This is a genomic window from Plantactinospora sp. CNZ321, from assembly GCF_004217235.1.
Window position 1 is genome coordinate 2,860,794 of record NZ_SHKQ01000001.1, and the last position, 20,362, is coordinate 2,881,155.

At 70.5% G+C, this 20,362-nt stretch carries 19 protein-coding genes and 2 pseudogenes; 11 read left to right on the plus strand and 10 right to left on the minus strand.

Annotation, left to right across the window (positions count from 1 at the left end):
- Positions 1 to 3: 3 nt before the first annotated feature.
- Positions 4 to 1,221, minus strand: coding sequence for a methyltransferase domain-containing protein (locus EV371_RS12805; protein ID WP_130462240.1), 1,218 nt, complete (start codon positions 1,219 to 1,221; stop codon positions 4 to 6).
- Complete coding sequence (locus EV371_RS12810; RefSeq protein WP_130462241.1) at positions 1,218 to 2,249, minus strand: SDR family oxidoreductase; 1,032 nt, start codon at positions 2,247 to 2,249, stop codon at positions 1,218 to 1,220. The genes EV371_RS12805 and EV371_RS12810 overlap by 4 nt, the downstream gene beginning before the upstream one ends.
- Before the next feature lie 179 nt (positions 2,250 to 2,428).
- Here EV371_RS12810 and EV371_RS12815 point away from each other — a divergent pair, with 179 nt between their 5' ends.
- The 5 genes from EV371_RS12815 to EV371_RS12835 are packed head-to-tail and all read left to right on the plus strand — an operon-like array spanning position 2,429 to position 7,812.
- On the plus strand, positions 2,429 to 3,658 hold the full coding sequence (locus EV371_RS12815; protein WP_130462242.1) for a class I SAM-dependent methyltransferase: 1,230 nt from the start codon (positions 2,429 to 2,431) through the stop codon (positions 3,656 to 3,658).
- Positions 3,658 to 4,512, plus strand: coding sequence for a glycosyltransferase family protein (locus EV371_RS12820; protein WP_130462243.1), 855 nt, complete (start codon positions 3,658 to 3,660; stop codon positions 4,510 to 4,512). The genes EV371_RS12815 and EV371_RS12820 overlap by 1 nt, the downstream gene beginning before the upstream one ends.
- An 8-nt stretch (positions 4,513 to 4,520) precedes the next feature.
- A complete protein-coding gene (locus EV371_RS12825) occupies positions 4,521 to 5,156 on the plus strand; it encodes a PIG-L family deacetylase (RefSeq protein ID WP_130462244.1) in 636 nt (211 codons plus the stop codon).
- The gene (locus EV371_RS12830; protein WP_130462245.1) at positions 5,153 to 6,487 is read left to right on the plus strand and encodes a polysaccharide pyruvyl transferase family protein; all 1,335 of its coding nucleotides are present in this window, start codon (positions 5,153 to 5,155) and stop codon (positions 6,485 to 6,487) included. Before EV371_RS12825 ends, EV371_RS12830 begins: the two co-directional genes overlap by 4 nt.
- Entirely contained in the window at positions 6,487 to 7,812 is a 1,326-nt protein-coding gene (locus tag EV371_RS12835) for a Coenzyme F420 hydrogenase/dehydrogenase, beta subunit C-terminal domain (RefSeq protein WP_130462246.1), read from the plus strand. Before EV371_RS12830 ends, EV371_RS12835 begins: the two co-directional genes overlap by 1 nt.
- Before the next feature lie 53 nt (positions 7,813 to 7,865).
- Here the strand turns inward: EV371_RS12835 and EV371_RS12840 are convergent, their stop codons facing one another.
- The gene (locus tag EV371_RS12840) at positions 7,866 to 9,209 is read right to left on the minus strand and encodes a glycoside hydrolase family protein (RefSeq protein ID WP_130462247.1); all 1,344 of its coding nucleotides are present in this window, start codon (positions 9,207 to 9,209) and stop codon (positions 7,866 to 7,868) included.
- A gap of 416 nt (positions 9,210 to 9,625) precedes the next feature.
- Here EV371_RS12840 and EV371_RS12845 point away from each other — a divergent pair, with 416 nt between their 5' ends.
- From EV371_RS12845 to EV371_RS33790, 4 genes are all read left to right on the plus strand, one after another.
- The gene (locus EV371_RS12845; protein WP_130462248.1) at positions 9,626 to 9,805 is read left to right on the plus strand and encodes a hypothetical protein; all 180 of its coding nucleotides are present in this window, start codon (positions 9,626 to 9,628) and stop codon (positions 9,803 to 9,805) included.
- A gap of 256 nt (positions 9,806 to 10,061) precedes the next feature.
- Positions 10,062 to 10,859 (plus strand): transposase family protein, encoded by a 798-nt coding sequence (locus EV371_RS12850; protein WP_130462249.1) that lies wholly within the window; start codon positions 10,062 to 10,064, stop codon positions 10,857 to 10,859.
- Positions 10,860 to 10,973: 114 nt separating this feature from the next.
- Positions 10,974 to 11,555 carry a hypothetical protein gene (locus EV371_RS34270; RefSeq protein ID WP_349338136.1) on the plus strand — a complete coding sequence of 194 codons (582 nt, stop codon included), beginning with the start codon at positions 10,974 to 10,976 and terminating at the stop codon, positions 11,553 to 11,555.
- A gap of 147 nt (positions 11,556 to 11,702) precedes the next feature.
- Positions 11,703 to 12,284 (plus strand): hypothetical protein, encoded by a 582-nt coding sequence (locus tag EV371_RS33790; protein WP_207230470.1) that lies wholly within the window; start codon positions 11,703 to 11,705, stop codon positions 12,282 to 12,284.
- Positions 12,285 to 12,293: 9 nt separating this feature from the next.
- On the opposite strand, the pseudogene EV371_RS12865 reads toward EV371_RS33790, so the two are convergent.
- The 5 genes and pseudogenes from EV371_RS12865 to EV371_RS12890 all read right to left on the minus strand — a co-directional run bounded on the left by EV371_RS12865 (position 12,294) and on the right by EV371_RS12890 (position 14,975).
- A pseudogene (locus tag EV371_RS12865) lies at positions 12,294 to 13,077 on the minus strand (transposase family protein).
- Between the two features lie 105 nt (positions 13,078 to 13,182).
- Entirely contained in the window at positions 13,183 to 13,590 is a 408-nt protein-coding gene (locus EV371_RS12875) for a hypothetical protein (protein ID WP_130462250.1), read from the minus strand.
- A gap of 105 nt (positions 13,591 to 13,695) precedes the next feature.
- Positions 13,696 to 14,330: pseudogene (locus tag EV371_RS12880) on the minus strand (hypothetical protein).
- 22 nt (positions 14,331 to 14,352) lie between these two features.
- The gene (locus EV371_RS12885; protein WP_130462251.1) at positions 14,353 to 14,613 is read right to left on the minus strand and encodes a hypothetical protein; all 261 of its coding nucleotides are present in this window, start codon (positions 14,611 to 14,613) and stop codon (positions 14,353 to 14,355) included.
- A 155-nt stretch (positions 14,614 to 14,768) separates the two neighbouring features.
- The gene (locus tag EV371_RS12890; protein ID WP_207230471.1) at positions 14,769 to 14,975 is read right to left on the minus strand and encodes a hypothetical protein; all 207 of its coding nucleotides are present in this window, start codon (positions 14,973 to 14,975) and stop codon (positions 14,769 to 14,771) included.
- Between the two features lie 228 nt (positions 14,976 to 15,203).
- Here EV371_RS12890 and EV371_RS12895 point away from each other — a divergent pair, with 228 nt between their 5' ends.
- The gene (locus EV371_RS12895) at positions 15,204 to 16,466 is read left to right on the plus strand and encodes a hypothetical protein (RefSeq protein WP_130462252.1); all 1,263 of its coding nucleotides are present in this window, start codon (positions 15,204 to 15,206) and stop codon (positions 16,464 to 16,466) included.
- Positions 16,459 to 16,692 (plus strand): hypothetical protein, encoded by a 234-nt coding sequence (locus EV371_RS12900; protein ID WP_130462253.1) that lies wholly within the window; start codon positions 16,459 to 16,461, stop codon positions 16,690 to 16,692. The genes EV371_RS12895 and EV371_RS12900 overlap by 8 nt, the downstream gene beginning before the upstream one ends.
- 63 nt (positions 16,693 to 16,755) lie before the next feature.
- Here EV371_RS12900 and EV371_RS12905 read toward each other — a convergent pair whose 3' ends face one another.
- A complete protein-coding gene (locus EV371_RS12905) occupies positions 16,756 to 17,997 on the minus strand; it encodes an AI-2E family transporter (RefSeq protein ID WP_486484589.1) in 1,242 nt (413 codons plus the stop codon).
- A gap of 83 nt (positions 17,998 to 18,080) precedes the next feature.
- Positions 18,081 to 20,306: a hypothetical protein gene (locus EV371_RS12910; RefSeq protein ID WP_130462254.1), complete on the minus strand. Its 2,226-nt coding sequence runs from the start codon at positions 20,304 to 20,306 to the stop codon at positions 18,081 to 18,083.
- Positions 20,307 to 20,362 lie beyond the last annotated feature (56 nt).

Consider the following 20,362-nt stretch of genomic DNA (forward strand, 5'->3'; position numbering starts at 1 on the left):
CGCTCAGGCGACCAGCAGCTCGGCGTGCACGCCGAGCCGGCGTAGCGCGGCGTCGATCTCGTCCCGGTAGGCCGGGTTGGTGATGATCACCGAGCGGGTGCCGGAGCCGGCGAGGGTGGCCGGATCCCGCACCTGATGCCCGGTCACCGGCAGGTAGCGGCCCCACTTCCGCGGGTTGACGTCCACCACGGCGGCGAGCCGGCGATCCGGGTCGGCCAGGTGGAGGAACTGCACCCCGCGCGAGCCGGCTCCCCAGAGCACCGGTCGGTCACCGGCGGAGGCCAGCCGGTCGATGGTGCCCCGCCAGTGCTCCCGAACGGCTGCGTGTCGGTCGGCGAAACCGGCGATCGAGGCGAGCTGCCGGTCCCGGTCGGCCACTCCCGGCGACTCGGTTCCGGGCAGCGCCGTACCGGTCACCGGCGCTGTGGCGTTCACCGAGATCTCGACGTACCGGAACATGCCGGAGAAGAGCCGCCCGGTGGCGACCACCCGCCAGCCGGCCCGCTCGACGATCCGGCAGAGTGAGTACCCGTCGAAGTAGGAGACGTGTGGGTAGATCACCTCCCAGCCGGCGGTGCCCAGGTCGTAGCCGGCGTCCGGCACCTCCAGGTAGCCGTGGACCGGCCGGTCACCGGCCAGCTCGCGGAGCCGGACCAGGAAGGCGTACGGGTCGTCCAGGTGCTCGAACCAGTGCCGGGAGGTGACCAGGTCGAACGCGGGGGTGTCGCCGTCGAGTGGGGCGTGACCCCGCACGAGGGTCGCGCCGGACGGGTCCGGGCCGGGCGGGCCGGCGTACATCGCGTCGTAGCCGATGCCCCGGCAACCGGCCACCTGGCACAGCTCGCGCAGGAACTCGCCCTGCCCGCAGCCGACGTCCAGCACCGTGCCGCCGCGCAGCGGGAACCGCCCGGCGAGGTGCGTGACCAGTTCCGCCGAGAAGACGCCGAAGGCGGGCGAGTGGTGCAGGTTGGTGTCCATGGTGGTGTCATAGACCAGAACGGCCGGGTCGAAGGCGAGGTTGCGGACGTACCCGCAGTCCGGGCAGTAGCCCAGCCACATCCGGCCGAGCGGGCTGGCCAGCGCCTCCGCCCGGCTGGCCCAGTGCACCCCGCAGTAGACCGGGATCTCGCCCAGGTCGGCGAAGGGCACCAGGTCGTGCCGGCCGCAGGCCGTGCACCGGTGCACCAACTGCCTGCCGCCGGAGCCGCCGGCAGCGGTCACGGCGTTCTCCAGCGCAGCTCGGCGTCGAGCCGGCCCGCTTCGGTGAGCGCCCGGATCCGGTGCAGCCGCTGGTGCCGCTCGCCCCGGAACGCCCCGATGGTCAGCCCGTACCGCTGGTACGCCTCGACCAGCTCCTCGATCCCCTTGCGCACCGTCCAGCGGGGGCGGAACCCGGGCACCTCGGCCGCGACCAGGTCACAGCTGACCCGGTAGTTGCGGGTGTCCGCCGAGGCACCCCCGGCGAAGGTCACCCGCGATCCCGGCACCACCTCGGCGACGAGTTCGGCGACGTCCCGGATCAGGTAGTTCTCGGCGCTGACCCCGATGTTGTAGGCCCGGCCGTGCACCACCGCCCGGTCCGCCTCCAGCAGGGCCAGGAAGGCCGCGCAGATGTCCTCGGCGTGCACCAGCGGCCGCCAGGCCGAGCCGTCGGAGAGCAGCCGTACCTCGCCGGTGAGCAGGGCGTGCGCGGTGAGGTCGTTGACCACCAGGTCGCCGCGGAGCCGGGGGGCGAAGCCGTACGCGGTGGCGTTGCGCAGGAACACCGGGGAGAAGTCGTCGTCGGCGAGGGCCGCGAGGTCCCGCTCGGCCCGGACCTTCGACGCGCCGTACGGGGTGACCGGGGCGAAGCCCGCGGTCTCGTCCAGCGGCCGGTCGTCGGTGCCCGCACCGTAGAGGCTGCACGAGGAGGAGAAGAGGAAGCGGGTCACCCCGGCCGCCCTGGCCGCCCCGGCCAGCCGCACCGTGGCCCGATGGTTGATCTCGTAGGTCAGTTCGGGGTCGAGGTTGCCGATCGGGTCGTTGCAGAGCGCGGCGAGGTGGCAGACCGCGTCGAAACCGGCGAGATGCTCCGGCCGGACGTCCCGCAGGTCCATCGGGAGGGAGGGTACGGCCGCCGGTGCCGGGCCGAGCAGGCAGTCGGAGTAGTAGTCGGTGTCCAGGCCGGTCACGTCGTGCCCGGCGGCGCTCAGCATCGGGGTGAGTACGCCGCCGAGGTAACCATGGTGGCCGGTCACGAGAACACGCACGGCAGAGCTCCCGTCGTCGCCCGGATGAGAAGGCGAGTTTATGGGTGCCCCCCTGGCCGACCCGGCTATTGTCGGACTTTTTACTCAACCGCTCCCGCCGCGCCGGAGTGCTGGTTAGCGTGGCGCGCAGGCGGGCGGGCGCCGCGCCGGTATTTGCGATCATATCGGGGTGGGTGGGCATGACCGATGCCAAATGTCGGCTGTGTGCGGCGGTATTGACCGAAACGTTTGTCGACCTGGGCATGTCGCCGCTCTGCGAGAGTTATCTCAGCGCGGATAGGCTCGATTCGGCCGAGATCTTCTACCCACTCCACGTCCGAATCTGTTCGAACTGTCTGCTCGTGCAACTTCCGGCGTACGTATCCGGAGAGGAAATCTTCTCCGACTATGCCTATTTCTCGTCGTACTCCGACTCCTGGGTGGCACACGCCAAGCGGTACGCCGACACGATGACCGAGACGCTCGGGCTCGGGCCGGAGAGCCTGGTGACCGAGGTGGCGAGCAACGACGGATATCTGCTCCAGCACTTCGTCGCCCGGGGCGTACCGGTGCTCGGGGTGGAACCGGCCGGCAACGTCGCCGAGGTGGCCCGGCAGCGGGGAGTCCGGACCGAGGTGCGGTTCCTGGGTGCCGAAACCGGCGTCGAGCTGGCGGAGCGCTACGGCCGGGCCGACCTGGTCGCCGCCAACAACGTCTACGCGCACGTGCCCGACCTGATCGGCTTCACCGCCGGGCTGGCCGCGCTGGTCAAGCCGACCGGGCTGGTCACCTGCGAGGTCCCGCACCTGCTGCGGCTGATCGAGCGCCGGCAGTACGACACCATCTACCACGAGCACTATCAGTACCTCACGCTGCGTACCGCGATGCGCGCGCTGGCCACCGCCGGCCTGATCGTGATCGACGTGGACGAGTTGTCGTCGCACGGCGGCTCGCTGCGGGTGCACGCCCGACCGGCCGCGGCGGCGGGGGAGCCGTCCGGCAACGTCAAGTCGGTGCTGGACGCCGAGACCGAGGCCGGCCTGCACACCGTCGCCGGGCACCTCGGCTTCGCCGACGCCGTCTTCGACATCAAGCGGGAACTGCTCGACTTCCTGCTCACCGTCCGGGCACAGGGGCTGCGGGTGGTCGGCTACGGGGCACCGGGCAAGGGCAACACCCTGCTCAACCACTGCGGCATCCGCGCCGACCTGCTGGAGTACACCGTGGACCGCAGCCCGCACAAGCAGGGGAAGTTCCTGCCCGGCACGCACATCCCGATCCACCCGCCGGAGCGGATCGCCGAGGACCGTCCCGACTACGTACTCGTGCTGCCCTGGAATCTGCGCACCGAGATCTCCGCGCAGCTCGCCTACGTACGCCACTGGGGTGGCCGGCTCGTCTTCCCGATTCCCGCCCTGGAGGTGCTGTGATGCGGGTCGTCCTCTTCTGCGGCGGCCTGGGGATGCGGATGCGCGAGGACGCCGCCTCGGCACCGAAGCCGATGGCGATGATCGGGGACCGCCCGCTGCTCTGGCACGTGATGCGCTACTACGCCCACTTCGGGCACACCGACTTCATCCTCTGCCTCGGCTACGGCGCCGCCGCCGTCAAGGAGTACTTCCTGCGGTACGACGAGACGCTCTCCAACGACTTCAGCCTCTCCATGGACGGCCGGGACGTACGGCTGCACTCGGCCGACATCACCGACTGGAACATCACCTTCATCGACACCGGCCTCGGGACCTGCATCGGCGAGCGGCTGATGCGGGTCCGCAGGTACGTCGAGGACGAGCCGATGTTCCTGGCCAACTACGCGGACACCCTGACCGACGCGCCGCTGCCGGAGATGGTCGACCGGTTCCGGCACTCCGACGCGGTGGCCAGCCTGCTCGCCGTACCGGTGCAGTCGACCCACCACGTCATCGACATCGCCCCCGGCGACCAGGTCACCCGGGTACGCCCGATCCGCGAGCTGATGCAGTGGGAGAACGGCGGCTACTTCATCCTGCGCCGGGAGATCTTCGACGTGCTCCGCGAGGGGGAGGACCTGGTGCCGCACGGCTTCGACCGGCTGCTGCCGGAGCGGCGGCTGATCGCCCAGCGCTACACCGGGTTCTGGCGGGCCGCCGACACCTTCAAGGACCGGGCCGAGCTGGAGCAGCTCTACCAGTCGGCCCGCTGCCCCTGGATGCTCTGGGACGCCAATCGCAACCAGGGCCGCCGGCCGGCGACCCTGGAGCCGGTGCTCGCCGGTGTCGCCGGCAGCGCCCGGGTCTGGGACTGACCCGGTTGATGATGCCGTTGCGCCTCTCCGCGGCCCGCTCGGTGGTGCTGCTCGGGGCACACCCGGACGACATCGAGATCGGCGCCGGCGGGCTGCTGCTCGCCCTCGGCGACGTACCCGGGCTCCGGGTGCACTACGTGCTGCTCACCGGAACCCCCGTCCGGCAGGCGGAGGCGCGGGCCGCGGCCGGGGCCTTCCTGCCCGGCGCCCGGCTCAGTTTCGCCCTGCACGACCTGCCGGACGGCCGGGTGCCGGCCCGGTGGGGCGAGGCGAAGGAGATCGTGAACGCCGCCGCCGCGACCCTGGACGCCGACCTGGTGCTGGCGCCCGGCCCGGACGACGCGCACCAGGATCACCACACACTCGCCGCCCTGGTGCCCACGTCGTTTCGGGACGCCACGGTGTTGTACTACGAGATCCCCAAGTGGGACGGCGACCTGGGCCGGCGCAACGTCTACCTGCCACTGACGCAGGAGCGGGTGCGCCGCAAGGTGGAGCTCCTGCACGCGAGCTATCCGTCGCAGAAGGGCCGGGACTGGTGGGACGACGAGGTGTTCCTCGGACTGGCCCGGCTGCGGGGGATGGAGTGCCGGTCCCGGTACGCCGAGGCGTACCGGTGCGAGAAGGCGGTGATCGAGCAGTGACCGAGCTGACCGAGACGACCGGGGCGGGTGCCCGGACCAGAGCCGTGTCGGCCTGCCTGTTCGGGGTGCCCGGCGCACACCTGAACCTGGGGGTCGGGGCGCTGCGGGCGGCCACCCTGAGCGGGCTGCTGGCCCGGGAGCCGGGCGCCGACGTCACCGTCTTCGACGACGGGTGGGGGCAGCGCGCCGGGCACACCTTCGTGGCCGGCCGGTCGGTGCCGATCTCACTGGCCGGTGCCCGGCACTCGCGCCGCTACCACCGGCCGGAGTCCTACCTCAACATGCGGATCAGCGCGGCGCTGGGCGGGCTCGGCAACGCCGGGCTGGCCCGGATCGACGCCGCCGACGTGGTGCTCGACGTCAGCGGCGGGGACAGCTTCAGCGACATCTACGGCGAGCACCGGTTCCGCACCGTGGCCTGGCCGAAGCGGTTGGCCCTGCTGCGGCGCCGCCCGCTGGTGCTGCTGCCGCAGACGTACGGGCCGTTCCGGTCGGCGCGGCTGCGGGCCGAGGCGGCGGCACTGGTCCGGGGCGCGCGGACGGCCTGGGCCCGGGATCCGGAGAGCTTCGCCGCCCTGGCCGACCTGCTCGGCCCGGACCTGGACCCGCGGCGGCACCGGGAGGGCGTGGACGTGGCCTTCGGGCTGGAGCCGAGGGTGCCGGACGAACCGGCGTACCAGCGGTTGGCCGGATGGTTCGAGGCGGACCCGGGGCCGGTGGCCGGGATCAACGTGAGCGGGCTGATGTCCCGGCCGGAGGGCCGGGTCCGGTTCGGGCTCGCCGGGGACACCTCGCGGGTCGCCAACCGGCTCTGCGAGCGGCTGCTGGACCAGTCGGACACCCGGGTGATCATCGTCCCGCACGTGCTGACCCCGAACGGGTCCGACGACGACCGGGTGGCCAGCGAGCGGCTCTACGCCGCGCTCGCCCCCCGGTACGGCGACCGGGTGGCGCTCGCCCCGTCCGGCCTGGACCCGCACCAGAGCAAGTGGGTGATCGCGCACACCAGTTGGTTCTGCGGGATGCGGATGCACTCGACGATCGCGGCACTCTCCTCGGGGGTGCCGGCGGCGGTGCTGGCGTACAGCGACAAGGCGGGGGGTGTCTTCGCCAGCGTCGGGCAGCGCCAGCACGTCGCCGACGCCCGGCGGCTGCCCGACGACGCACTGCTCGACGCGCTCTGGGCCTCCTGGACCACCCGGGCCGAGACCGCCGCCGAGCTGGCGGTACGCACCCCGGCGGCGGTCGCCCGGGCGTCCGCCCAGATGGACGAGTTCGTCGCGCTGGCCCGGGCCGAGCGGGACCGTCGAGCCCCGGCGGGGGTGCGCTGATGCCCCGGCCCCGCACGGTGCACGACGTCGCGTCCGGCAGGCTCTGCACCGGGTGCGGGGTCTGCGCCTACCTGGCTCCGGACGAGGTGCGGATGGTCGACGTGCTCGACCACGGCCGGCGCCCGTTACCGATCACGCCGGTCGGGGCAGCGGGCCGGAGCGCGGCAGCGGGCAGCGGCACGGCGGCGGGCACGGGCGCGGCGGCGGGCAGCGGCGCGGCGGCGGCGCTGGACTGCTGCCCGGGGGTGCGGTTGGCGCACGACAGCAGCCGGTCGGTGCCGGGCGAGATCCCCGAGCTGCGTCCGGCCTGGGGGCCGGTCCGGGCGATCTGGGAAGGGTACGCCGCCGATCCGGCGATCCGGTACGCCGGCTCCAGCGGCGGGGTGGCGACCGCGCTGGCCGGACACTGCCTGACCGGCGAGGGGATGGCCGGGGTGCTGCACATCGGCGCCCGGGCCGACGTGCCCTATCTGAACGAGACCAGGCTGTCCCGTACCCCCGCCGAACTGCTCGCCAACGCCGGCTCCCGGTACGCCCCGGCCAGCCCCTGCGACCGGCTGGACCTGGTCGAGTCGGCCGAGGCGCCGTGCGTCTTCGTCGGCAAGCCCTGCGACGTGGCTGCGGTCCGGATGGCCCGGCAGGTCCGGCCCGAGTTGGACCGCAGGCTCGGGCTGACCATCGCGATCTTCTGCGCCGGCACCCCGACCACCAGGGGCACCCTGGAGATGCTGGACCGGCTCGGGGTGACCGACCCGACCCGGCTGGCGTCGGTGCACTACCGGGGGGCGGGGTGGCCCGGTTCGGCCCGGGCCCGGCTCACCGACGACCCGCCGGACGAGCGGCGCGAGCTGAGCTACGCCGAGTCCTGGGGCGACATCCTGCAGAAGCACCGGCAGTGGCGCTGCTACCTCTGCGCCGACCACACCGGCGAGTTCGCCGACGTGGCGGTCGGCGACCCGTGGTACAGGCCGACCGGCGACGACCCGGGCCAGTCCCTGGTGCTGGCCCGCACCGAGCGCGGCGTACGACTGGTCGAGGCCGCCATCGCCGCCGGGGCGCTGGTGCTGACCCCGGTGACCGTCGACATCCTGCCCGCCTCGCAGCCGAACCTGCTCCGGGCCCGGGGCGCGGTCTGGGGGCGGATCGGCACGCTCCGGGCCGCCGGCCTGATGACGCCCCGGCTGCGCAACCTGCCGATGGCCGGGATCTGGTGGCGGCACCTGTCGACTGTCGAGAAGCTCCGCTCCACCCTCGGCACACTGCGCCGGATCGGTCGTAAGCGACTCCGTGAGCCGGCCGTGCTCACCCCGTACCAACCCAGGTGAGGAAGGGCCCCTTCCTATCGTTTTCGGTAGATGCGAGGGCCCTTGCTAACGGGTCAGACCACCGGCTGACCGTTGTCGAAGTAGACGTTGGTGGGGCGTTCCCAGGTGACTCCGGGGCGGTTCCAGCCGGAGACCACCCCGTAGCGGTAGTCGCGGCCGTACTTGTTGTTCCGGAACAGGATGTTGGAGCCGACCAGCCGGGGACTGATCCCGATCGAGTAGTTGCCGCCGTTGCAGTAGTTGTCCTCGAAGGTCAGGTTCGTCAGCGACGGGGCGGTCTCCGAGCCGATGGTGAGGCAGGAGTTGAACGGGTCCCGGGTCACCGGGTTGTACGACAGCAGCGTGTTGTGCCGGACGATGATGTTGTTGCCGCCGGTGCTCTGCAGGATGTCGTTGTGCGAGCCGGCGACCCGGGCCAGGCTGTGCAGGTACGAGTCGAAGATCCGGGTGTTGCTGGCCAGCCGGGGTCCGTCGATCATGTTGTAGACGTTCCCCCGGCGTAGCGTGTAGTCGGCGCAACAGATCGAGGCCGAGTTCGTCGCCATGCCGTTGATCTCGACGTCCTCGATCAGCAGGTTCGTCGTCCCGGCCAAGGTCCGGATCGAGTACGTGGGGCTGTTGCAGGTGATCCTGGACTTCAGAATCTTGACGTTGGCGGCGGCGACGGTGACGCAGCCGACGATGTTCAGGCCGGTCACCACCTGACCAGCCTTGCGCAGGCTGAGCGCGCCGGAGCTGCGCAGTGCCGTCCCGGCGGGCACCCCGGTGTTGCCCGGCCCGGGCCAGTACGTGATCGGGGTGGGCGGCGCGCTGGCCGGCGCGTACGGCGGCCGCTCCGCCATCGCCCGGGAGTCCGGGTCCGGTGGCGGGATCGGCGCGGTCGGGCTGCTCGGCACCGGGGCGCGGTAGGGCTTGCCGTCCTGCGACGACTCGACGATGGTGGCCGGGTTGTCGTCGGTATGCCGGAACGCCTCGCGGCAGCCCTTGACCCGGACGCGTAGCGCCGAGTATCCGCCCGGCACCACACCGTCGGTCCTGGCAGAGGCGCACCGGATCTCGGTGTCCTCGATCAGGGTGCCGAGCACCCCGGACCGGATCACGATGGCGGCGGCGCCGCCGGTGCGCACCTTCACCCGCCGGATCGTGATGTTGTCGGCCGCCACCTCGATCGGGCGGTTGACCGTCTGTCCGTAGAGGACGCTCGCGGGCTGGTCGAGCACCATCGGCGTGGCCCGGACCGGCTGCCCCGCAACGTTGAGCAGGAGATAGCCGCTGGCGGCGAGGAGTGCGGCCGTGACACCGAAGGTTCCGACGATGGTGGCGCGGCGCCGCCTGCGGTGCGGATCGCGGACGAGACTCGCTGGCTCGATCGGAGGTCCGGCGTTGCTGTCGGTCACGGCTACCCCCCACGGGCGCGTTGCACACGGGCAGGGGCCACCGCTCGTGCGCGACGAGGCGCCCACCGCCATTGGGCCGGTCCGCGCCGACACCCCCGGGTCGACACGATCGCGCGATCGGGACACCTTCCCAGCTCAGGAGGGGCGTAGTTCCGATCTCTTCGATCCACTGGCCATGAATGAATACTACAAGCTGTGGCGAAGAGGTTACTATTCTCGATTCAGACGGATTACGGACAGAAGGTCGCGGATGATCGCTCCGCGTGTCTGGCCGCCCTGCCGGTTACGGGTAGAGTCTCGGTACCTCCGGAATGTGATCTCCCGACGGGCCGGGCGACCGCCCCCCGTATCCCGGTGGCTCAGCATCCCGCGAGGTCAGACCACCGTCGACGGCTGCACAGGAGATGACAGTAAGCATGGCTCGACCGCAAGGGCAGGGTGCTGTTCGTCAACGGCGAGACGCAGGCTGGCAGGACACCCGTGAGGGCGACCGCCTGGTCCAGCAGCAACTCCACAGGACGCTCTGGACCAAGTTCAAAATCCGCGACAACGACGTGTACGAGCGCGCGCTCGGGTACATCCGCGAGTACTACTGATTACTCAGCCTCATCCTCCGGCCGTCGCCACCGCCACCAGGTGCTTGCCCACAAGCTCTTGCGCCTGCTCAATCTCGCCCACACCCTCTTCAAAACGCGCGGGCGCCTGCCGATACGCCTTGACGGCGCCATTGAGCCTTTTCCAACCTGATCTTGCAGGTCGGCGCGGTCGGGAGGGGCGTTGATCGATGAGGGCGAGGCTCCAGGTAGGACAGCAAATCGACCACAACCCGATGCCCCGACCAGGAGCCTCGCCATGCTGTCCCACCCTGCCACGATTCCGTTGTCCAACCGGACCCTGAACCACCTCGCCGAACGAATCTGCGGCCACCGCCAGCAGCGCAACTCCCGGTGGAGGCGACTGACCCCGGGCCGCCAGGCACTGCTCGCCCTGACCCACGTGCGCAACGGCGACGCCTACACCCGCCTCGCCGCCGGCTTCCAGATCGGGATCGCGACCGCGTGGGCTCTTCAAGAAGCGATCGCCCTGCTGAGCGCTACCGCCGACGACCTGCACACTGCAATGCAGCGCATCCGGCACCTGGCCTATGCGATCCTGGACGGCACGCTGATCCCGATCGACCGGGTCGCCGACCAGAGGCCGTACTACTCCGGCAAGCAAGAACGCCACGGCGTGAACGTGCAGGTCGTCGCGGACGCGGTTGGGCGTGTCGTCTGGGCCTCGGCCGCGCTGCCCGGTTCGACACGTGGCCTGACCGCCGCCCGCACCCGAGGCATCATCGACGCCTTGACCAGCGCCGACGTGATGACCTTCGCGGACAAGGGCTACCAGGGCGCCCGCGGCAGCGTGCGCACCCCGTTCAAGCGACGACGCTGCCGACCGAGGCTGTCACGCCGGCAGAAGGCGATCCACCAGGTCCACGCGAAGATCCGCGCCCGCGGCGAAAGAGCCATCGCCACGCTCAAGACCTGGAAAATCCTGACCAAGCTGCGCTGCTGCCCACGCCGCGCCACCGCGATCGTGCAAGCCATCCTCGTCCTGCACCACGTCGAAGCCGACCGCAGAAGGAAAAGGCTGATCAAGACAACTTGAGCGAGTTGAGCGATACATTCGGCAATCTCTATCTTTAGATACATCGACCGATTGACTCAAAGTGCTTCTCACGTTACGTTCGGTGCTCGTCACGTCATTGTCACCACGGGAGGAATGACCTTGATCAGGAGTATGCGTGCATCGAGCTTGGCTATCGCCCTGGCCGTCGCCTTGCTGTCGACCGGAGCGAGCGCCGTAGCCTCTCCACCGGCATCGGACCCGTCGCGGGCCGCGGCTCGGCCAGGGCTGGCGCCCGCCGGTGCGGGGGGCACGTACCTCGACGAGGAGGGCAACGTCCTGTCGATGCGGGGGCAGGACGTCGACCTGGTAGCAGGCAGTGCCCTGCTCCTTGGCTGCACACCGGGCAACGGAGCTGACAATCCGCACTACACGGCGCCTGACGTCTCGGGTCATGGAACCTACGTCAAGGGAACGTGCACCAACAACACGGCTAACGTCTACAACTGCTTGTACGAGTGGTACACCGACGGCACCTGGCGGCGGAAGTCGTGTTCGAGCACGGTGACGGTGACGGCCGGCGGCGGGGCTGGGAACAGGTCCAACGCTCGGCATGTCTGTCACTCGACCAGCCAATTCATCTCGTGGCGCAATCACGAGGACGTCGACGTCATCGGCGAGATCGACGACAGCAACCAACCCTACAGGCAGGCCGAGGTCTACTGCGTAGTGAACTAGCCGTAGCGTTTACGGTGGGCCATAGAGGCCTCCGGTAGGTATGGGCGTCAGCACCTCACACCTCGCCGGGGGTCTCTCCATGGATCAAGCCGACACGCCGTCAAAGACGCTCATGGCCACTACAACTAGCGGTCTATTATTCCGACGATGACACTGCAGCCCACTGACGAGCTCTCTGCTGCGGCGTGGCTGTATGCGACCGATGTCGGCCCGACGCGGTTGATCACGTTCGGGCCGGCCTCGTTCCCCGCGTACGCACGCCTTCGCTACCTGCCCGATCCGGTCCTTCCGGATATGCGCGAGTCGGACGTGCGGCTGCCATCTCGCCGATCCACTGAGATCGACATGGCCCGAACAGCGTTGGAGGCCCTCGCCGACTACAGCTCCTCCACGCGCGACTGCTATGTCTGCGTGTGGGAGGGTGGCGCGACGTTCCGGAATCCTGCACTGACTGGCGGACCCATGCTGGACCTTCCGCACCGGCGATACGTCCTGTTCACCGGTACCCTGGACGACTTGATGGGGTGGAGCGACTTGTTCGACTCCGAAGTTTACTCAGCGCCGGCATTCGTCTGGCCGGCGGATCATGCGTGGTGTTTCGCCAGCGACGTCGACCCTCATTGGGCCGGCATCGGAGCCGACCGTGGGGTTATCGACCGCCTCGTCGCGGACAGGAACCTCGACGTGGTGCATGCGGACCCGGAAGAGCGGCAGCCGACGTACTACTGACAGCCACTTTCATCGTGCGTAGCGGTTGGCTTCGACGTGGTACAGGACGAGGATGGCTTGGACGATCGCGGTGGCTCGGTGTGGGCAGCAGCGCAGCTTGATCAGGATCTTCCAGGTCTTGAGGGGTGGCGATCGCGCGTTCGCCGCGGGCGCGGATCCTCGCGTGAGCCCGGTTCACGGCCTTCTGCCTGCGTGACAGATTTGGCCGGAAGCGGCGCCGCTTGAACGGGGTGCGCACGCTGCCGTGGGCGCCCTGGTAGCCCTTGTCGGCGAAGGTCATCGCGTTCGCGTTGCTCAGCGCGTCGATGATGCCGTGGGTTCGGGCTGCGGTCAGGTCATGGACTGAGCCGGGTAGCGCCGGCGAAGCCCAGATGAGGCGGCCGGCGGCATCGGCGATGACCTGCACGTTCATGCCGTGGTGCTTGTGTTTCCCGGAGTAGTACGGCTTCTGGTCGGCGACCCGGTCAATCGGGATCAGGGTGCCGTCCAGGATCGCGTACGCCAGTCGGCGGATCCGGTCCATGGCGGTGGCCAGGTCATCTGCGGCCGCCGCGAGAAGGGCTATCGCTTCCTGCACGTATCGCCATGCGGTGCTCACGCCCACGGCGAACCCGGCAGCGAGGCGGGTGTAGGTATCACCGTTACGCAGGTGAGCCAGGGCGAGCAGTGCCTGCCGTCCCGCGTCGAGGCGCCGCCACCTGGATCGGCGCTGGTTGCGGTGGCTACGGATGCGGTCGGCCAGGTGGTTCAAGGTCCGGCTGGACAACGAGATCGTGGACGGGTAAGACAGCACAGGCGAGGCTCCCGGTCGGGGCATCGGGTCACAGATTTGCTGTCTTACCTGGAGCCTCGCCCTCATCGATCACCGGGCTACGCACACCGCCCCTGTGCTGCCAGATCAGGTTGGAAAAGGCTCATTGAGCAGGTTGTTGCCCTGACCTCGGCTGACCTTCTGGACGTGAGTCTGGGCTTGGTTCACGAAATCGATGACCGCTGCGATGCCCCGGTCCACCTGTTCGAGCGTCTGTAGCGCCGTGGCTAGTTCCGCCAGCGCTGTACCGATCGGGCTGGTACCGTGCCCGGCGGTGAACCGGTCGAGTCCGGTGTTCATGGCGCGGCCGACGAGTCCGCCGAGCTTCATACCGGCGTAGGCGGCGCCGACCGCGATCAGAGGAGCGGGGCGGTGGCCGACGGCGTCGGCGGCAGCAGTGGCCGCGACGGCTATCCCGGCCCCGGCCAGCTTGCCGACTCTCTCACTCAGGTTCTTGATCCCGTCCCGCGCACTCTCCAGGGCAGTATCCCGCAACGCACCCGCTGCTGCGGTGAGCGCTCCGGCCGCCTTCTCCCGAGCGCCAGGGACCCGTGCGTCCTTCGTTCGTCCTCGGCCTTGTTTGCTTAGTCCGAACATTGATTATCGTGCCGGTTGGAGGAACGCGCAGCCGGAGGCAACGAGCATGGGAATGACCTTGGCCGTGTCAAGCGCCAGTTCACCACTGGTCATCGGATCGATGTCCTCTCCGCTGGCGCGCTGCTCGTCCGCGAACTGCGTGGCGATGACGCAGGCTTCCCAGAGTGATCCGACGGTCGATGAATATGCCCACAAGTTGTAGACCGTGTAGTTGACCTTGACGAGAGCCTGTCCGTTGTGGCCGATGAGTCGGCGGTCGGGTTCGTCGGGGGTGTTGCCCATGCCTTCAGCGAGGGGGTGGAGCGTGATTCGCCGGAAGGGCTTCTCAAGATCTCTCTCCGGGTCGTACTCGATGAGGAGACCTCGGTCGATGAGCCATCGACGACGGGACCAGGGTTGACAGGGCCGTTGCCGGCGAGCAGTACATCCAGTTGCAGGCTGTCGCGGTTGACTTCCAGCCGGGCGTGGCGTTCGGGGTCCAGGAAGGCTCGTCCCCATACCTGGAACTCCTCGTCAGTCAGTTCTTCAGAGTCGTTGCCGAGACGGACTTCCCAGAACTCCGGTTTCGGGTCTGGTGGAGTGACGTATCGGAAGGACGGGCCGAGGTTGAGGCCGACGGGCACGATGACGGTGGGCATGGGGCCTTCCAGGGCTTCGAGGTTAGATGGCGGCGCTGTACTTCTCGGTCTGATCGATGGCGGCTCGGATGAGACCGGCGCCCTCGCCGAACTTCTGCTTGGCTGCACCGAGCTTGCTGATGGCGCCCAAGACGGCGGGCTGCTGCGTGCCGGCGGCGAGAGCCTGGAGCGCGGTGATGGTCTTGTCGATCTCGGCGTTGACGCTATTGAGCTGCGCGAGCGCCTTCTCGGCCTCGCCTCTGCTCCGAGCGAGGCCGGCTTTGATCTCACCGATGCTCGACACTGGATCATCCTCCCCAGGAACCAGGTGCGCCGGACGCGCCACGGGCGGGCGTCAACGGCTCAGGGTGATCAGCTATCGGTGGACATCGACCACGTCGAGGCGCTTAGTGATCAGTTGGCTACGAACTGGCGCTGGCGAGGTGCCGCCTGACGTGACTACGTCTCGTCGGCGTCGTCGCGTTGGTGTGGCCGGTACTCCCTGATCCACGCGGCGACCTCTGTGCGGCTCCAGACCCGTACACGACCGGATGCGACGACGGCGACTGGCGCCGGGAAGGTCTTGTAGTTCGTGACCTCGGTGGCCCGGGTGCGGGAGACGCCGCCCAGCATCTCCTGGATCTCCGCCAGCGCCACCAGGTCCATGTGTACAGGCTATGAACGTGAACCGGGCGCATGTGCACCTACTGCAAGGTACACCCGGTTAAGGTTGACCCGGTGCACCTGCACGGGGATACTGGCCGTGCCGCTATCGGGGACACGGTGGTGGGCTCGCCAGAGGTGGAAGGGCTCAAAGACGCCTGGCGACTGATATCGCCCAGCCGCAGCTGCACAACGACTGGCAGAAAGGGACAACTGCATGAGGTGGGCCGGATGACGTCGATCGGGGACGTGCACGAGGACGAGGCGGAGCAGCGGGCGCGGGCGGTACGCGAGGCGGCCCGGTCGGTCGAGTACGGCATCGAGGAGCTGCGGCAGGCGTACTCCCGGCTGGTTCTGAACCTCAGCCGGGCGCGGGCGGTGACGGCCGGATCGACCCATCCGCTGCCGGCGCGGGCGCTGCGGCACTGGACCGCCGCCCTGGAGTTGACCGACCGGGCCCAGCAGTGGCTGGCCTGCGGGGCGACTGAGCTGCGCCAGATGCCCCGGGCGGTGCCGACCGGCCTCGCCAAAGAAGTGGTCACCGCCCTCGGCGCGGCTGCCGACGGGGTACGCGTCAGCACCGCCGGCCTGATAGAGCTGCGGCAACGGATCGACACCTGCACCGCCGAACCGACGCGCGGAGCCCTGTCGGCCGCCGCGCTGACGGACCTCCGGCGGGGAGCCGGGGTCCTCGATGAGCTGACCGCGCGGATGCAGCAGGGCAGCGTAGCCCTCTCCGGGTACGCGATCAGGGTTTCCGGGCTGGACCCGAAGCCCGACCGGACCGCGCGGGCCGTCGCCCTCGCGCAGGCGACCTGGTATCCACCCGACAGCGTCGGCCTCGGCGCCCGGCTGGCGGGTCGGCTGGTGGGCGCGGCCGGTCACCGGCCGCATGACCCGCCGGTCCCGGCGCACCTGCGGGTGCCGTTGCGGCGCCGGATCGCCTGGCACGCGGGGCGCGGCTACTGGGCCTCCGGCGGGCTGCGGCTGTTCCGCCCGCACACCGACGCCGCCTTCTTCGACGACTGCCTGCGGAGCATGCTCCTGCTCACCCAGGGCAATCCCATCTGGTACGCCGACCGCCTCGACCTGTACCGCCGGGCGCAGGTCCTCGACGGCTACGCCGACGCGCTGGCCGCAGCCGTGGTCGTCGCCGTCGATCGGCGGCTGACCCCCGGCCGGGACCGCCGGACGGTACGGCGGCTCGCCGCCCGGATGCACAGCCGCTACAGCGGCGGGACTGGGGAAGTGCCGCCCGAGGTCGTTGCCGAGCTGATCCGAGCCGCGCTCGGCGAGGCGCCCCCGCCAGTGGCCGACCCGGTCCGACTGACCGTCCTCCAGACCCTGCTGCTGGTGGACCTGCTCGGCGACGAACGCCTCACCCGTTGCGGCCGGACGGCGTTCCGGGCCGAGGCGGTCGACGTCGCCCTGACCGCCGGTCCGGCCCGGCTGACGGTCGAGCCCACCGACCGGGACCGCAACTGCGATGGCTGACCATCCCGGACCGGACGACCGGCCGCCGCCGGATCCACCCCAGGACGTGTACGCGCTGCTGCGCGCCTTCGCCGCCGAACGCGACGAGCTGTATCGCGCGATCGGCGCGGCCCGGGGCGAGGCGGACCGGCTCCGGGCGACGCTACGGCGCTGGCAGGCCCAGCACCGTCACTGCTTCCGACGCGGCCCGGCCAACCGGGGCCGCTGGGACGGCGTGCCCTGGTGAGTTGGCCACGCTTCGGTCGAGTATCCCGGAGAGCCAACCCCGGATCGGGTGCGGCGGCCGGGATCAGCGGTGTTGCTGCCGGGGGAGCACCACCTCGCGGAGCAGCAGTTGGATGGCGGCCACCGCGGGGATCGCCACCAGGGCGCCGATCACCCCGAACAGGGCCACCCCGAGCAGCGCCGCGACGATCGCCGCCAGGTCGTTGACCTGCACCGAGCGGCGCATCACCCGGGGGTAGACGAGGTAGTTCTCCAGTTGCTGGTAGACCAGGAAGAAGACCACGCAGGTGATCCCGGTCGGCACGTCGGTGGCGAAGCCGACCAGGCTGGCCACCACCGCGCCGATGGTCGCGCCGATCTGCGGGATGAGGTCGCAGATCGCCACCACCACGGCAAGCGCGAACGGGTACGCCAGGCCGACGATGACGGCGAAGACGAACGTGCTCACCCCGGCCAGCAGGGCGATCGCCAGCGCACCCACCATGTACGCGCCGACCTTGGCGAGGATCTCGTCGCCGATCAGTCGTACCCGGTCCCGCCGGGTCGCCGGGACCAGGCCGTAGCCGAGGGCGCGGAGCCGATCGAAGGTGGCCATGAAGTAGATGGTCAGCACGATCACGGTGACGACGTTGAAGACCGCGCCGAAGATGAACCCGGCGGCCCCGAAGACCCCGCCCAGGGCCCGGGTGAGGTTCTCGGTGGTGACCGCCGACTCGATTTTGCCTGCCAGGTCGTACTGCTCGATCAGGTCGTTGACGGTGCTGTTGCGGCGCAGTTGCGTGACGTAGTCGGGCACCTGCCCGATCAGCTCGCCGGTCTGGCTGACGATCGGCGGGACCAGCGCGTACACCGCACCGGTGATGATCGCGAGCAGGGTCAGGGTCACCGCCGCCACGGCGAGGCCACGGGGCAGTCCCCAGGACCGCAGCCGGACCACCGCCGGGTGCAGGCCGATCGCCAGGAAGAGCGCGATGAAGACCAGCACCAGTACCGAGCCCGCGTTGCGGACCGCGAGGAACAGCGCGTACGCGAGCAGCACGCCCAGCCCGCCAGTGAGTCCGACCAGGAACGGGCTGAGCCGCAGAGGCTGACCGGGCCGACCGAACCGGCCACCGGCGGCCGAGGACTCCCCCGTGTGGACATCGGCATCAGGGTCGGTGCCGGGATCGGGGCCGGTGTCGGGGTGGGCAGGTGCCAAGTCCTCGTGGGTCTCGGCGGCGTCGACCGGACCGGACGGTCGGGGCACGTTCCCCGGGGCGTCGCCGTCGCGCCGCTCGTCCTGCACCGATGGCTGTTCGCTGTCCACCCTGACCTCCCCCGACGCCTCGTCTGGGCGAAGGTTAACGGCCCCGGGCAATGCCCGTGACGGGACCGACCGGCCGGCTGCCACTAGTCCGAGTCGACCGTGACCTTGTTCGACTTGGTGCCCTGGTCCTCGACCTTCGGCTTGCCGCTGCGCTTGCCGGAGTCGCCGGTGCTGGTGATCCGGGTCGGCATCGGCTCCCGGCCACCGGTGCCGGGCACCGCGGCGACGGTCGGCTCCCCGTCGATGCCGCCGCCGTCGGCTCCGGCGGTCACCGGCTCGGTCACCCGGTTCGCGGACTTCCCGCCGTCCGCCGATCCGGCCTGCTGGTCGGCGGCGACCTGCTCGGCGGCGGCCTCGACGATCTGCTGCATGTCCGCCTCGGCCAGCGCCAGCTGCTGCTCGGCATGCTGGGCCGACTGCTCCGTACCGGTCAGCCGGTCCCGCTCACCGGCGAGCTGGTCCCGTGCGGCGGCGAGCTGCCGCTGGATCCGGTCGGACTCCTGGCGGGAGGCGACCGTCTCCTGGCGGATGTCGGCGAGCGCCTGCTGTGCCTCGGCGAGCTCCTGCATCACCTCGGCCAGCTGCTGCCGGCCGGCTGCCGCCTCCTGCTGGGTACCGGCCAGGTGCTGCTGCGTGGTGGCCAGGTGCTGCTGGGCGGTCGCCATGTACTCCTCGAACTGGCGCCGGGACGTGGCGGCCTGCTCGTCGGCCTGCCGCTGCAACTCGGCGAGGCGCTCCTCGGCCTCCCGCCGGACCTCGACGGCGTGCTCGTCGGCCTCCCGGCGCACCCGTTCGGCGTACTCGTCGGCCTCCTGGCGGACCCGGTCGGCGCCGCCCTCGATCTCCGCCCGGCGGGTCTCGTACGACTCCTCCAGCTCCGAGCGCCGCTGCTCCACCTGCTGCTCCAGCTCGGCCTGCCGTTCCTGGAACTGCTGTTCCAGCTCCGACCTGCGCTGGTCGAACTCGCGGTCGGCCCCGGCCCGGTAGGCGGCGAGTTCCTCCTCCAGCGCGGCCCGGCCGGCGGAGAGTTCCTGCTCGGCCGCGCTCCGCAGGGCGGCAATCTCCGCCTCCGCGGCGGTACGGCGCCGGTTCACCTCCTGCTCGACACCGGACCGCCAGGCGCCCAGCTCCTGCTGCGTCTCCGCCCGTACCTTCTGGGCGTAGTCCTCGACGTCGGCCCGGGACTTGCGGACGTACTCGGCGGTCTCCTCGTTGATCCGGGCCGCCTCCTGCTGGGCCTTGGCGTGCGCCGCCTGCCCGGCCTCGCGGAGCTGGGTGGCCTCGTGCTTGGCCTTCGCGTGCAGCCCCTGGCCGGCCTCGCGCAGCCGCGCCGCCTCCTGCTTGGCGATCTCGATCATGCGGTCGGCCTCCTGGCTCGCCGCGTCGGTCAGCCGCTGCGCCTCCTGCTGGGCCTGGAGGTGCGCCGCCTGCCCGGCCTCGCGCAGCCGGGTCGCCTCCTGCTGCGCGGCGTCACGCAGCCGGTTGGCCTCGTGCTGGGCCGCGTGCCGCAGCCGCGCCGACTCCTGGCGGGCCCGCTCGACGACCTGCTGGCTCTCCCGCTCGGTCCGCTCGGTCAGCTCCCGGGCCTGCTGGTTGGTCAGCTCGGTGAGCCGGTTCGCCTCCTGCTCGGCGGTGTCCCGGAGCTCCTTCGCCTCCTGTACGGCCTTGGCGTGCGCCGCCTGGCTCGCCTCGCGCAGCCGGTTCGCCTCCTCGGCGGCCCGGTTGCGCAGCTCGGAACCCTCCTGCTTGGCCTTCTCGAAGGCGGCCTGCGCGGCCTCGCGGAGCCGGGTGGCCTCCTCGGCGGCGGCGGTGACGGCGGCGTCCGCCTCCGCCCGGCGGGCCGTGTTGACCTTCTCCTCCTCGGCGCGGCGGGCGGCGAGCGCGAGTTCGAAGTCGCGCAGCGCGTCGGCGGCCTGCGCTCGGGCGTCCTCGAGCACCTGTTCCGCCTCGGCCCGGCGGGCCTCGATCTCCTGGAGGGTGTCCCGGTGGATGATCTCGGCCTGCTCCTCGGCGAGCGCCAGGATCTGTTCGACCACCGGACCGAGGTGCCGGAACGACGCCCGGTCGACCATGCCGACCTGCCGGCGTACCGCCGCGAGGTCGCGTTGCAGCACCTCGACCTGGCCGGCCAGGTTGTGGATCTGGGTGTACGCGTGCTCACGCTGGGCGGCCAGGGTGGCGATGTCGTTCTCGGCGCGAGCGACGTACCGGTCCACCTGCCCCTTGTCGTAGCCCCGAAAGGCCGGCTCGAAGCTCGGCTCCGTAGCCACGTCTCCGTTCAGGGCAAACAGTTCCTCGCCGTGCGACATGCTCCCATCCTCACACGAGGTGGCCGGTTCTGCGGCGATACCCGGCGGGGCTGATG